Source organism: Roseivirga spongicola (genome assembly GCF_001592965.1).
Lineage (GTDB): Bacteria > Bacteroidota > Bacteroidia > Cytophagales > Cyclobacteriaceae > Roseivirga > Roseivirga spongicola.
Genome location: NZ_LRPC01000012.1, coordinates 402,166 through 415,385 on the forward strand (window position 1 = coordinate 402,166; position 13,220 = coordinate 415,385).

Genomic DNA, 13,220 nt, shown 5'->3' on the forward strand with positions numbered 1-13,220 from the left:
GAAAAAACAGGCTCTTTTGCTTGCGAAGCGTCAGCCTTTAGCGCTGGGGCAAGCAAATGTGCCTGTTTGAGCGTTGGCTTTTTAAATGGGGCACAACGTTAGCTATCGTGCACTTTTATGCACGATATAAATCATATAATTTAATATTTATGCACGATAGCCATGCATTTCTGATGGCTATCGTATGTTTTCAATTTAGTCGTCCAGGTTTAAATTATCTAAAGGTGACTGTATTTTTCCCAACCCTTATGTGTTATATGTGTATAAATTTCTGTGGTCTGACTTGAGTTATGTCCCAATAAAACTTGGATATACCTGATGTCCACTCCTTTTTCTAAAAGATGTGTTGCAAAACTATGGCTTTGGGAATGTAGACTTACCGATTTGTTAATACCCGATTCTCTAATAGCAGAATGAAATACTACCGAAGCACATCCAGAGCCTTTTGAGAAAGTATATTTCACTCACTCGGGTATTCAGATAACCCCTTTCTCTAGGCATAAAGTAACTAGCTCGGCTGTGTTTTTTGTTCCTAACTTGTGCATGATATTGCGCCTGTGCGTTTTTACTGTATGAGGACTTATAAATAGTGCTTCCGCCACTTCATTACCTTTTTTACCAAGAGACAGCTGCTTAATTATCTCAACTTCTCTTTCCGAAAGCTGATTGACAAGATCTGAATCCGTACTCCCTCTGTTGCCTCGCAAAAATTCAAAAAGCTGGTCATTGACCTTTTTATGAAAATAGTTTTCTCCCTTCGACACATTCTGAATAGCTTCTACCAGTTCAGTTTTAGAAGCATCTTTGAGTATATAACCTCTTGCGTTATGTTCCAGAGCACGTTTTATCTGCCTTATGTCCTGATGCATAGTGAGCATTAGTGTAGGAGTGGCATACCCTGCATCTTGTATCAGTTTCATTGTGTCTATGCCATCAATTACTGGCATGCTGATGTCCATGATGACTACATCCACGTCATGGCGTTTGAGCAGGGAAAGAGCTTCGTGTCCGTTGGTAGTACTAGCCACTATATCTATACAGTCCTTGGGCTGAAACATAGTTTTGAGCCCGTGGGCAAACAAATGGTGATCATCAACTACTAAAACTTTAATCATCGTATGTCAGTTCAGGTTGGGTAGATAGCGGTAGGTCTACCAAAATAGTTGTTCCTTTGCCCAGTGTGCTGTCAATAGTAATTTCTCCATCAAACCCTTCAATACGTGTTATAAGGTTTTTTAAGCCAATACCTTTGTGTTTGACTGAAGCATCGTCCTTGTTAAATCCTCTGCCATTATCTTCTACAATTATACTAACAAGTTCTTCCAAACTGGTAAGCTGAATGGAGACAAGGCTTGCCTGAGAGTGTTTTAGGGCATTACTCAATAACTCCTGAACCATACGGTAAATAAAAACCTCCATGTTAGAGTCAAAACGATCGGTACTGTTAGTGGCGGTTACCTGTACGGTAATGCCATTAGTACTAGATACTGATTGAGCCAGATCTTTGAGTGCGCTGACAAGACCAAAAGATTCGGATATGCCCATATGCAGGTGATGTGCAATACCTCTCACATCTTCACAGGCTTTATCTACTAGGGTATTCACTGTTTGTACTTGTTCGTTCTCTTTCAGTGACTTTTCTCTGTCAAAAATACCTTGAAGGTTAACTTTGACAGTTGCCAGTATACTGCCAAGGTGATCGTGCAGGTCTTTGGCCAATCGCTGGCGCTCCTGCTCTTCACCTGCTATGCGAGCTTCTAGGTTTTTGGTGCGCTGCTGATCCAAAAGAGATTCTATATTGCGTTGGTGTTTAGCCTGCTCTTCTTTTTCCTTAAGGCTGGCCAGTGAAAGGCGCTGCCTATAGTAAAGAAATAGTCCTAAGGCCAGTGTAAATAGGGCGATAGTAGCCACCAAGTAGGTTGTCTTTTTGGCTTTTTGCTGCTCAGCTATCGCCTCGTTCTTTTCAATTTCTGTTTTTGCTAGGTCGTTTTCTAAGGCCAGTTCGCTAATGCGTTTGTCTTTCTGTACCGATTCGTATTGCTCTTGTAGTTCTGCTATCTGTCTGGCTTTTTCCAAGTTATCCAGGCTGTCTTTTACAGTCTCATACTGAAGCCTAAAGTCAAGTGCTTTTTTAGGGCTTCCAAGTTGCTCGTACACTTCTGATAGCCCGAGTAGGTTGGCGCGAGATAGCTGTGGTAGTTCGTACTTTCTAGCAAGTTGGAGTCCTTGCTGGTAATTGTTTAGTGCATCGTTGTATTGACCATTTTCGTATTGAAATACTGCTAAGCTAGTGAGTACCTTACCCAAGTTCAGATCGTCTTTGATTTCTCTTTTTAGTTCTAGGCTCATTTGAAAATATCTCTCTGCCAGTGCTGTTTTTCTGAGACCGGCAAAGGAACGCGCCATTCCGAAGTAAGACTCTGAAAGATCTTGTACTCTTTGCTGTTGTTCATAAATGGTGGCAGCATTTTGAAAAGATTCTAGTGCCTTCGGCCACTCATTGTTGATCTCCAAGACTTCTCCAAGGTTTCTATAAATATTTGCTTTCGTGGTTATTTCCCCAATTCCTGCTTCGCTTTTCAAGGCCTGTTCATAATAGTCTTTTGCCTCAATGGTTCTGCCCAAATCTTTCAATACTACCCCAAGGTTGATTAGAGTATTGATGCGCATATCATCAAGTTGCAGTGAATCGTAAATTTTTAGGCTCTTAACATAGTGGGATGCTGAAAGAGTATAAAAGCCCAACTTATAATAGGTTGCTCCCAGATTATTGGCCAAGCGGCCGATTCCTTCATTATACTCAGCTTCTTCATAAAGCGGTATTGTACGCTGGTAATAATCAATGGCCTTTCGGAATTCACCAACAGCGAAATAGTAGTTGCCCAGATTGAGTGTGGTCTTAGCTGTAGAAAGTGGGTCTCCCAAGAGCTTTTTGATAGCTATACTCTGTTCGAAATAATATAAAGCTCTGTCAGCCTGTCCTATTTGTCTATACACATTTCCCATGTTTTGTAGGGCCTTGGCCCAGGTGACCGAGTCTTTTGCAAGTTGTGCATAAACCATGCTTTGATCGTATTGACCAAGGCTCTTTGTAAATTGGCCTTGTCTTTTGGCTAGAACTCCCAGCAAATTGTGGATGGCCGATAGTGTTATATGGTCTTGAGTCTCTTTGCCAAGGTTTATAGCTTGGTGGCCGTAATAGATGGTGCTGTCATAGTCTTTCTGAAGGTACATGGTCTTAGCTCTGAGCCAATTGTTTACCGCCATTACTGTCTTGAGCTTTCTTTTCGGGCTAAGTTCTTCTGCCTTTTCTAGCAAAAGAAAAGTAGAGTCGGGGTGTGATTGAGCTAGACTTTCGGCTTTCTGCTGAAGCAAAGTAACCTGCCCGGGAATGTCCTGGGCAAGTACAGTTCGAGTTAAGCTTACCCCGATGATTAATAGTGTTATATGAAAATATAACTTTGATAAGTTCACTTTTAATGTTAATGAATTATGAGATTATATCATATTTCGTCTTCGTCTTCCACAATTACTTTAGAAGCGTCACCTTCTTCAGGATCTCCCGAAGCGGTAACAATGATTATCTCTTTTCCTTTGATAAAGCTGTTGTAAGACTCGTTGAACTCAATGCAGAAACGATAATTGAGGTAATTTGTGCTCTTAATGGCATCACCAATTTGGCTGAAGTTAAGGAACACTAGAATGTTCTTACCTACTGTTTTACATTCTACAAAGTTGTTTTCATCTGGTAAATGATGTGTATCTGCGAGCACGTTGATGTTGAGCTCATAGTTGCCTGCATTTGATTCAGTTGGTGATTTGAAACGAAAATGTGAAAGCGGTTTTAATATGAGGTGTGAAAGCGATAGTTTATCTTCAGAAGAGGGATAAACCCCTACACTATTGCCTGCTGATATGGTATTGTAGGTAATATTGACTGAAGCAAGCTTCTTCATTTTGGATCCTATTTTGATAGAATTGCTCATAATTATTTTGGTTTTGGTGTTAATGATACATCAAAAATAGAAGAGCCGCCCGGTTTACTACTACCCCCATGGGGGTATTCATCAAATACCACTGCCTAGCCCCATAGGAGTACTTTTAATATTCGCATTTGGTGGTATCAAACCCTCTTTTTAATCCTTCACCTTTGAAATGTCAACAGCGACAAAAGGAGTATCTCGAAAATCCTGAACAGAGTAGAGCACAATAAACAAATACAATTACAATGGACTTAAGACAGTTTTTTGGTGAATGGAGAGAAGGACAACCCATTCATGCAATGCAAGAAAGTAAAGAAGGTGCGAAGCCTTTTGTTTTGGAAGTGGTAGCTTTTACCCCTGACAGGGTTACGCTGCGATCAATCGAAGGTAGCGAGCCACTCAATATTCTGGTTGAAAGCGCGCCTAAGAATAACCTGTCAGCTTATTCTCTTGAAATCGACTCAGGAAGCAATCTGACACCAACTGATTTAACAGGTAGAGCTTTGCCTGGTGCGGTTTTGGTGAGCCCTCCAGCTCCATCCAAATTGATGATTCATGGTGAAATGGTTTTGTCTTCGAATACACTTTTCACCAAAGTGAATGGTCAGATCGCTTTAGTACGAAACTTTGTTGACTCCTCGGAAAGTTCGCTTTTCGTAGACTTGCGACAAGGTGGGACTAGTGTGAAGTACTTCTTTACAGGTATGGAGAAAAAATAAACATTCAGACAAAATGTGGAGCAGCACCCACTTGAAAAAACGGCCTTTTCCCGAAGGTTAATTGGGAAGGTGTATGCCGAAAAACCTTATGAGTAGGCACAAAACTAAACTTTAATAAACATGCCTTTTTTTCCAATTAGAAATTTACCAACAAACTCCCAACGTACATTACCAACTTTGACTTACACTAATCCGGATGAATTCGTAATTGCCGGAATCCATACGGATGGACAGGTTTTTATCAGAAAAAGTATGGATGCGGGGGAGACTTGGAGTCCAGAAATCCCTGTCACCAATGCTACATCAGGTCAGATGCCCGCTGTGGCCAGTATAGGTGAAGGACTTTTCATAGCATGGGTTGCTAATGATAGCTCTAACCGACTGTGTTACACGGTTTCTATTGACGGTGGAGATACTTTTTGTAAGGTTCAACCAGTGGATGGAGCTTTTACTAAGCATGCGCCTAACATGTCTGGCGGTGGGGCTGTTTTAGTTAGCTTCTTAGATCTAAATGGAGAATCGCAAATGGTTATTCCTCCATTAGAGATCAATTGAAGGTCACGCAAGCAAACTCTTCAGCTTTGAGTGTCTTTACTCCTGAATGATTGTATGTTTCAGTCAACCTTTCAATGAAGGAGTAGTGATCTTCTTAAATCTTAAAGCAGATGCCAATGTGAGGCCCCTGTGATTTAATGAGATATGAAATGTGGAGCAGAACCCACTTAAAAACAACGGCCTTTTCCAGAAGGTAAAGACCTGGAAGGCGGAAACCGAAAAGCCTTAAGAGTAGGTAATTTAAACCCAATAAACATGAAAATTCAATATCAACAGGTAGTAGCGATTCAGTCTTCCGAATACTGCAATTTCATAAGCGCAAACGGAAGTAAAAAACAAACCCTTTGCATGACAAAACCATGGCTTAATATAAATGAGCAGTGGAAAACTGAGCTAGTGAGTGACAACAGTTCAACAGCCAATATAAAGTTTGGTGATTACGTCAGGTTTAGCAGCGAACGATATGATTCGGCTTACCTTTCTGGTTACAATGGCTATTCACCTATGGCACTCACTACTATGAATGCCCCTCAAGATTACGAGCGTTTTAAGCTAGTTGATCCGAGCAATCCTTCATCTACTGCAGAAATTACAACCAACGATGAATTTGAGTTGTGGCTAGTCAATGGTGACAAGTACAGTGTTAAGGTGAGCGGCACCGAATTTGAAAAATCAATCCCGTTCGTTACCTCTGGCGGATCTACCTTTAGACTTATTCAGATCACCGTGAATGCTTAAGATAGAGGAGAATTATAAAGAGCCATGATCTTCACCATGGCTTCTCTTACAGGCCTTAATGTATCATTAAGGCCTGTTTCATTTTACACCTTCTCAGCTACCCAATTCTTAGCATTGATAAATGCCTGAATCCAAGGGCTTAGTAAGTCTGCTTTTTGCTCCGCAGGGTAATTACCCCAGTTCCAAGGGAAGATAGAACGCTCAAAGTGAGGCATAATCGCTAAGTGTCGTCCATCTTTACTGGCCAAACCTGCTACATGGTAGTCAGATCCGTTAGGAGAAGCAGGGTAAGCCTCGTAGCTGTATTTAGCAATTACATGGTAATCGCTTTCAGCTTCTGGTAGTCTAAAACGGCCTTCACCGTGTGCTACCCAAATACCCAGTCTTGTACCAGCTAGTGAACCAAGCATCACAGAGTTATTTTCAGGAACGGTAACGTTCACAAAACCAGACTCAAACTTATGAGCAATGTTGTGGTCTAACTTCGGATGTACTTTGTGTTCAGGGTAGAGCAAACCGAGTTCGCCCATCAACTGGCAACCGTTACAGATACCTAGTGAAATGGTGTCTTCGCGTGCATAGAAGTTGTCTAACGCAGCTTTTGCCTTCTCGTTATAAAGGAAGGCGCCAGCCCAACCTTTGGCAGAACCTAATACGTCTGAATTTGAGAACCCACCTACGAATGCAATGAAGTTTACATCACTCAAATCTTCACGACCTGCAATCAGGTCAGTCATGTGAACATCTTTTACATCAAAACCAGCTAGGTGCATGGCATAGGCCATTTCTCTATCGCCATTTACTCCTTTTTCACGAATAATGGCTGCTTTGATTCCGGTAGAAGACTTTCTATTCGGGTCTAGCCCTAGCGCCTCATATTGACCGCTGAAACCTTCAGGGAATTTAAACTGAAGTGGTTGCTTTTTATAGTTCTGAAAACGCTCGGTAGCCAGCTCCTTACCAGACTGCTTTTGGTCTAGCAGGTAGGAGGTTTTGTACCAAGTGTCTCTCAATGACTCAATGTCTAGCAAATAGCTTTGCGTGTTGGTCTGAACGGAAAGAATTGGTTCTCCAATTGGGCTCCCTAGTACATAGTGCCCAGAGCCTAGTGTCTGGAGTTGGCTTATAATTCCATCTACATCTGAATTAGCAACCTGAAGTACTAAAGCTGGTTTTTCTGAGAAGAACACCGAGATATCATCAGCACCTTTAATGTCTTTTAAGTCGGCTGAAATACCCAAGTCTACTTGAGCGAAGGTCATTTCGAGCAATGCAGTAATTAAACCACCAGCAGATACATCGTGACCGGCCAATACTTTACCTTCTTTGATTAATTGCTGAATGTAGTCGAAGGTTGCAGCAAAGTTGCTAGCACTCTTAATGCTTGGTGCTTCGGTTCCGATTTTACCCACTACCTGAGCGAAAGATGAACCTCCAAGCTTGAAGCTATCACCCGACATATCGACATAAAGCAAAGTCGACTCAAAGTTAGGTTGAAGTACAGGCTCAACTACTTGTTTCAGGTCGCTTACTTCGCCTACGGCAGAAACGATAACCGTTCCTGGGGCATAGACCACATCGTCTTTGTATTTCTGCGTCATCGACATGGAATCTTTTCCAGTCGGAACGTTGATTCCCAATTCACAAACAAAGTCAGAGAGCCCTTTAACACCTTCGTAAAGCCTGGCGTTTTCTCCTTCGTTCTTCGCTGGCCACATCCAGTTAGCAGATAGGGAAATACCTTTAATGCCATCAGAAATAGGAGCGAAGATGATGTTTGTTAACGATTCAGCCACAGAAAGCTGAGAACCAGCAACTGGATCAATCAAGGCTGAAACAGGTGCATGACCAATGGTGGTGGCAATTCCTTTTTCACCACGATAATCGAGCGCCATTACACCTACGTTATTCAGAGGTAACTGAATTGGTCCTGCAGTTTGTTGCTTAGCCACTCTACCAGTTACACAACGGTCTACCTTGTTGGTTAACCAGTCCTTACAGGCGACAGCTTCCAGCTGAAGAACTCCGTTTAGATACTCCTGCAGTTTCTTAATATCGTAAGTAACCTCAGCGTAATTGGCTTTGGCCGATTTGTCTTCCAAAATGGTTTTTGGAGAAGAACCAAACATGTGCGCCAAGTCCCAATTGATAGGGTGCTGGTTAGTTTCTTTATTCTCGAATTTGAATTTATGGTCACCAGTGATGTCGCCCACCACATAGATAGGAGCTCTTTCACGCTCAGCTACTTTTTGGATGTAGTCAATGTCTTTTTGCTTCATCACAAGCCCCATTCTCTCCTGAGACTCGTTACCGATAATCTCTTTGTCAGAAAGGGTAGGGTCGCCCACAGGCAATTTCTTCACATCTATTACTCCACCAGTTTCTTCCACTAGCTCAGATAGACAGTTAAGGTGTCCACCGGCACCATGATCGTGAATTGAAACAATTGGGTTTTTCTCCATTTCGGCCATGGCTCGAACGGCATTGTAAACCCTTTTCTGCATTTCTGGATTGGAACGCTGGATGGCATTTAGCTCAATACCAGAAGAGAACTCACCAGTGTCTACAGAAGAAACAGCACCACCACCCATTCCAATGCGGTAGTTGTCGCCTCCCATCACCACTACTTTATCGCCAGTTTCTGGGGTGTCTTTTAAGGCATCATCTTTTTTACCATAGCCAATTCCGCCAGCCATCATGATCACCTTGTCAAAGCCTTGCTTCTTTCCGTTCTCCTCATGCTCGAAAGTGAGTACAGAACCAGCAATAAGTGGCTGACCAAATTTGTTACCGAAATCGGAAGCACCGTTAGATGCCTTGATCAGAATGTCCATTGGGGTTTGGTATAACCAATTGCGCTCAGGCATGTTGGCTTCCCATTCTCTTCCTTCCTCCAAACGAGAGTAAGAAGTCATGTAAACAGCGGTACCAGCTAAAGGCATAGATCCTTTTCCACCAGCCATTCTATCCCTTATTTCCCCACCAGAACCAGTAGCAGCACCATTAAATGGTTCAACTGTAGTAGGGAAGTTGTGTGTTTCAGCCTTTAGAGAGATTACCGATTCAAAATCTTTAGTTTCAAACCAGTCGGCTTTGTCTTGTGTCTTTTGTGCGAATTGCTCAACAACTGGGCCTTCAATAAAGGCAACATTGTCTTTATAGGCAGAAACTAGCTTGTTAGGATTGTCTTGTGAAGTTTTCTTGATCAGCTTGAACAGCGATGATGGCATTTCTTGCCCATCGATTACAAAAACTCCATTAAATATTTTGTGTCTACAGTGCTCTGAATTCACCTGAGAGAAACCGAATACTTCACCATCGGTTAGGTTTCTACCCAATTGAAGGCTAACATCTTTTAGGTAATCAATTTCTTCTTCGCTTAGCGCTAGTCCTTCCACCGTATTGTAGGTGGCAATATCTTCTATATACCTTACTGGCTCTGGCTCAACGTTGATGGTGAAAAGATCTTGATCTAACGACTTATACAATACCTGGAGCATGGGGTCATAGGCCACATTGTCGCTTTCCACCTGTTCGAACTCTTCAATTCTCTGGATTCCAGAAATGCCCATATTCTGGGTTATTTCTACCGCATTGGTACTCCAAGGGGTAATCATCTCTTTTCTTGGGCCAATAAAATTCCCATTAAGGGTTTGACTGTCTATGGTTTTGGCATTTCCGAAGAGCCAAAGTAGTTTGGGAATATCTTGTTGAGGAAGTTCCTGAGAGAGACCTACAGCGTAGATTTTGCCGTGTCCGGCATCAAAAAACTGAATCATTTGAGCGATTGCTTTTGGGTACGAATTACCCGCGCAAAATTAGAAAAAGATTTGGGTTTAAGTGCAGCTAGTTTACCATGATTTGTCATTTGTCTTGAGCATAGAAGCCTGAAAATCGATATGCGTAAAAATACGTGTTTGTAAAGAACAGGTAAATTGGCTCTGCTAGACCAATTCAAAACCTGCCACCTTTGAATCACAGTCTAACAGTTCTGGTCTAGGTGACTAGGAGTTTCTCTCAATGATGAATACGCACGAATAACACACATACAGCCATGTCGGTCCTTTTAGGAGCGATAAATTATAATTGAGAGAAACATAGCCCTGTCCTGAAAAGGATGGGGCTTTAATTTTCATTGACGAAGAACTTTGAGGCCACTATGAATTGAAACTATATTTAAGCATCAATATTAATAGCACCCACAGTCAATAAAAATCAGATTCAACTATAACCAAACATCTCAACCATGAAAGTTATTTCAGAGAAAGAAGCCACGCTTATTAAGACTAACTGGCAAAGACAAAGGCAAGAACACATTATTTCCTCTTTTGAAGTATTTAATGAACAAGAGGGTGAGTACGACAGAATTACCGCTAGAGACTTCGGTGCTATTACGCAAGAATTCATGGATTCTATTAAAAAATTAGGAGATTCTCCTTCTGATGGACTCTCTTTAGTGTTGGGTATTGATGAGAATACGCAACATGCGGAGGTTTTTTGGGAGTTTAGACTAGGAAACGAGAAAACCTACATCAAGGGTGATGGCGATAGGTTTCTGACTTACATCTCTTCTAACTATAGACCAACTCAGCCAAGAATGGGAGAGTCGGTTAATTATAAAAATGAGGTTTGCTGTAATTGGGCCAATATCTCTTATTTTGAAATGAATGCCATCTTTTTTGTAGAGATGGAAAACAACAACTTTAAATCACATGGCTCTGAGTTGTTTTTGCGTAGACCGAGAAGAGTATTGAGCTTTACTATACCTCAAGATGATATTGATGTAATGAAGAAAGTTTGCTCTACCGAGAAAAGCTTACTTGTACACTACGGTGTGAATTACGGAGATGCGGCAAGACAAATGGTTCCTTTTGTGCCGTTGATTCAAGTTTATACTCCAATGTTAGAAGGTACTACAGATGAGGATGATCCAGGTTCTACATACCTAGACTTTGTGGACCCATGTCCTCCAACTTGCCCAGACGGAGATTTGTGATCTTTGATGATGTATAAGGATGAGTGAATTATTCAATGAGTCTACTAGAAGTCTAATGGTGGCCATTTATGGCTGGTATGTATTCGTGCCTGTTTTAGTCGGACTTATTTTTTTCAAAAAATTGAATAAGCCACAAGTCCTTATATTCTATATTACTTTACTTAGCGGTCTTAATCATTTGGCCTCCAAGATAGTAAGAAGTGTAGCCACTGATCATAATAATGCGTGGGTTTTTCATGTCTATGTACCATTAATATTTTGGTTAACATGGAGGCTCTATAAGGCCGAACTAGAGAAGATTTTTTTTAGAGGTTTTTTCAATCTTTTATTAGGCGTTTGTTTTAGTTTTTTTATTGTCAATAGCCTATTTATACAAGATTTAAAGACTGTGCCATCCAATGGGATTTTTGTTATCAGTGGTGTCTTTATAATGTTTGGTTTCTCTTACTTCTACTCCCTTTTAAAGCAAACCCAGTTTAAGTCATTAGAGAAGGAGCCTGTGTTTTGGTTTACTTCAGGTGTGATAATGTATTATTCAAGTACAATTTTAATTTTTCTTTTAGTTTTCTCAAATTTGGAGGTGTCTTATAGGTCTTTGGAAGAAGAAAAGTTGGCCACTGTGATCGTTTCGATTTTAAATGTTTTCTTTAATCTAGTTTTAGTTACATCTTATCTAATAGCCTTATGGGTGAAACCTCCCCGATTAGTGCTGAACAACTTCTCATAGGCTCCATGCTGGGCATGTTTCTACTGTCCCTGAGTATTGTAATTTTCTTTGTAGTGTATCAGAGGAGGTTGTTGAGACAGCAACAGAGTCACCAACAGAAAGAGGCCGATTACCAACAGCAGTTGCTTAGGGCCAACTTTCAAAGTCAAGAAAGAGAAAGAAACAGAATCGGAAAAGATTTACATGATGAGGTTGGCGCCTTGTTAACTACCACTAAACTCTATTTTCAACATTTAGATAGGAATACGCAGGAGGAGAAGTTTGCCGAAATTAAAAGTAAAGCCTTTAGCTTACTGGAAGAGACAATGACCACCGTACGTAGGGTCTCTCACGATCTTAGGCCAGTGGTTTTGGAAAGACTTGGACTAGTTGAAGCTATTCTTAATGTTGTAGATAAAATAAATCAAAGCGATCAGATTAAGATCGAATTTAAGCACTCTCTTTCAACAGAACCAGATGCTGAGTACTCATTAAATTGGTATAGAATAGTTCAAGAGTTAATCAATAACACGCTTAAGCATGCCGATGCTACTTTGATAGTTTTAGACTTGAAAACACTGCAAGGAGAACTTTGGCTAACTTACTCAGATAATGGTAAGGGGCTAACTCCTGAAAGTGATACCGCTAGCGGTTTAGGAATGCAAAATATTAGGAGTAGAATAGGCCTGATGCAGGGAGAGATGAATATTAAACAGAAAGAACAAGGCTTTGAAGTAGTCTTGAAATCAAAGTTAAAACCGTAAACACATGATTAAAATTGCTATAGCCGATGATCACAAACTTTTCAGAGAAGGCTTACGCTTTCTAATGGATCAGATGGATGATTTGGAAGTAGTTTTCGAAGCATCTAACGGAAAAGAGTTGTTAGAGCAAATGGAGAATCATGAACCAGATGTACTCCTCTTAGATTTGGATATGCCAGAGGTAGATGGGCTAGAAGCTTTAAAGCAGCTGAGGCCAAAGTTTCCAAACCTCGGCATCATTATACTTACCATGCATAGCGACTCTAAAATGGTAGCCTATTTAATGGAGTTGGGTGCTAATAGCTACCTGCTTAAAGATACTAGTCCAGAAGAGTTTCGAAAGGCTATATCTAGTGTAATTCAGGAGGGTTTCTACTTTAATAAAATGGTTTCTCAAGCAATGTTGACGGGCTTAAAGGGCCAGTCTAAGAAAAAGCCTACCCTTAACGATACTGAAACGCTAACCACTAGAGAGATAGAGGTGTTAGAGTTAATCTGTCAAGAGTATACAGCTAAGGAAATTGCGGAGAAGCTTTTTATTAGTCATCGTACGGTAGAAGGGCACAGAAAGAACCTAATTGAAAAATTAGGGGTGAAAAATACGGCTGGGCTAATTGTTAAGGCTATCAAGGAGGGCATTATTGAAGTCTAAAGAAGCCTTTTTTCGCTCTGTTATAGACTTATAGTTAAGTTCTATTGTATAAGTCAATGGTTTTTTTGGGAAAGCCATCAAAAATATTCTAACTTATTTAAAATTTA

The 13,220-nt window shown here is 40.9% G+C and carries 11 protein-coding genes; 6 read left to right on the top strand and 5 right to left on the bottom strand.

All coding sequences use genetic code 11. From position 1 onward, the window contains the following. Positions 1–218: 218 nt before the first annotated feature. The 4 genes from AWW68_RS19930 to AWW68_RS09715 are packed head-to-tail and all read right to left on the bottom strand — an operon-like array spanning position 219 to position 3,956. Positions 219–464 (bottom strand): tyrosine-type recombinase/integrase, encoded by a 246-nt coding sequence (locus AWW68_RS19930; protein ID WP_157717595.1) that lies wholly within the window; start codon positions 462–464, stop codon positions 219–221. A gap of 12 nt (positions 465–476) precedes the next feature. Further along, positions 477–1,115 (bottom strand): response regulator transcription factor, encoded by a 639-nt coding sequence (locus AWW68_RS09705; RefSeq protein ID WP_068220073.1) that lies wholly within the window; start codon positions 1,113–1,115, stop codon positions 477–479. Then, a complete protein-coding gene (locus tag AWW68_RS09710; protein WP_157717596.1) occupies positions 1,108–3,474 on the bottom strand; it encodes an ATP-binding protein in 2,367 nt (788 codons plus the stop codon). The genes AWW68_RS09705 and AWW68_RS09710 overlap by 8 nt, the downstream gene beginning before the upstream one ends. A 29-nt stretch (positions 3,475–3,503) precedes the next feature. Further along, on the bottom strand, positions 3,504–3,956 hold the full coding sequence (locus AWW68_RS09715; protein WP_157717597.1) for a hypothetical protein: 453 nt from the start codon (positions 3,954–3,956) through the stop codon (positions 3,504–3,506). 272 nt (positions 3,957–4,228) lie between these two features. On the opposite strand from AWW68_RS09715, the gene AWW68_RS09720 reads away from it, so the two are divergent. The 3 genes from AWW68_RS09720 (at position 4,229) to AWW68_RS09730 (ending at position 5,995) form a co-directional block, all read left to right on the top strand. Next, positions 4,229–4,702 (top strand): hypothetical protein, encoded by a 474-nt coding sequence (locus AWW68_RS09720; protein WP_068220082.1) that lies wholly within the window; start codon positions 4,229–4,231, stop codon positions 4,700–4,702. Positions 4,703–4,822: 120 nt separating this feature from the next. Next, on the top strand, positions 4,823–5,257 hold the full coding sequence (locus tag AWW68_RS09725) for a sialidase/neuraminidase family protein (RefSeq protein WP_157717598.1): 435 nt from the start codon (positions 4,823–4,825) through the stop codon (positions 5,255–5,257). Between the two features lie 255 nt (positions 5,258–5,512). After that, entirely contained in the window at positions 5,513–5,995 is a 483-nt protein-coding gene (locus AWW68_RS09730; RefSeq protein WP_068220088.1) for a hypothetical protein, read from the top strand. A gap of 83 nt (positions 5,996–6,078) precedes the next feature. Here the strand turns inward: AWW68_RS09730 and purL are convergent, their stop codons facing one another. Then, positions 6,079–9,774, bottom strand: a complete 3,696-nt coding sequence (gene purL / locus AWW68_RS09735) for a phosphoribosylformylglycinamidine synthase (RefSeq protein ID WP_068220092.1) — start codon at positions 9,772–9,774, stop codon at positions 6,079–6,081. A gap of 467 nt (positions 9,775–10,241) precedes the next feature. On the opposite strand from purL, the gene AWW68_RS09740 reads away from it, so the two are divergent. The 3 genes from AWW68_RS09740 (at position 10,242) to AWW68_RS09755 (ending at position 13,113) form a co-directional block, all read left to right on the top strand. Beyond that, on the top strand, positions 10,242–10,991 hold the full coding sequence (locus AWW68_RS09740) for a hypothetical protein (protein WP_068220095.1): 750 nt from the start codon (positions 10,242–10,244) through the stop codon (positions 10,989–10,991). Between the two features lie 684 nt (positions 10,992–11,675). Next, complete coding sequence (locus tag AWW68_RS09750; protein WP_084375642.1) at positions 11,676–12,461, top strand: sensor histidine kinase; 786 nt, start codon at positions 11,676–11,678, stop codon at positions 12,459–12,461. Between the two features lie 4 nt (positions 12,462–12,465). Further along, positions 12,466–13,113 (top strand): response regulator transcription factor, encoded by a 648-nt coding sequence (locus AWW68_RS09755; protein WP_068220104.1) that lies wholly within the window; start codon positions 12,466–12,468, stop codon positions 13,111–13,113. The last annotated feature ends 107 nt before the right edge of the window (positions 13,114–13,220 follow it).

Excerpts from the sequence above, each read along its gene's own strand:
- purL (WP_068220092.1), bottom strand. The coding sequence starts at position 9,774 with ATGATTCAGTTTTTTGATGCCGGACACGGCAAAATCTACGCTGTAGGT.
- AWW68_RS09750 (WP_084375642.1), top strand. The coding sequence starts at position 11,676 with ATGGGTGAAACCTCCCCGATTAGTGCTGAACAACTTCTCATAGGCTCC.
- AWW68_RS09725 (WP_157717598.1), top strand. The coding sequence starts at position 4,823 with ATGCCTTTTTTTCCAATTAGAAATTTACCAACAAACTCCCAACGTACA.
- AWW68_RS09720 (WP_068220082.1), top strand. The coding sequence starts at position 4,229 with ATGGACTTAAGACAGTTTTTTGGTGAATGGAGAGAAGGACAACCCATT.
- AWW68_RS09755 (WP_068220104.1), top strand. The coding sequence starts at position 12,466 with ATGATTAAAATTGCTATAGCCGATGATCACAAACTTTTCAGAGAAGGC.
- AWW68_RS09740 (WP_068220095.1), top strand. The coding sequence starts at position 10,242 with ATGAAAGTTATTTCAGAGAAAGAAGCCACGCTTATTAAGACTAACTGG.
- AWW68_RS09705 (WP_068220073.1), bottom strand. The coding sequence starts at position 1,115 with ATGATTAAAGTTTTAGTAGTTGATGATCACCATTTGTTTGCCCACGGG.
- AWW68_RS09730 (WP_068220088.1), top strand. The coding sequence starts at position 5,513 with ATGAAAATTCAATATCAACAGGTAGTAGCGATTCAGTCTTCCGAATAC.
- AWW68_RS09715 (WP_157717597.1), bottom strand. The coding sequence starts at position 3,956 with ATGAAGAAGCTTGCTTCAGTCAATATTACCTACAATACCATATCAGCA.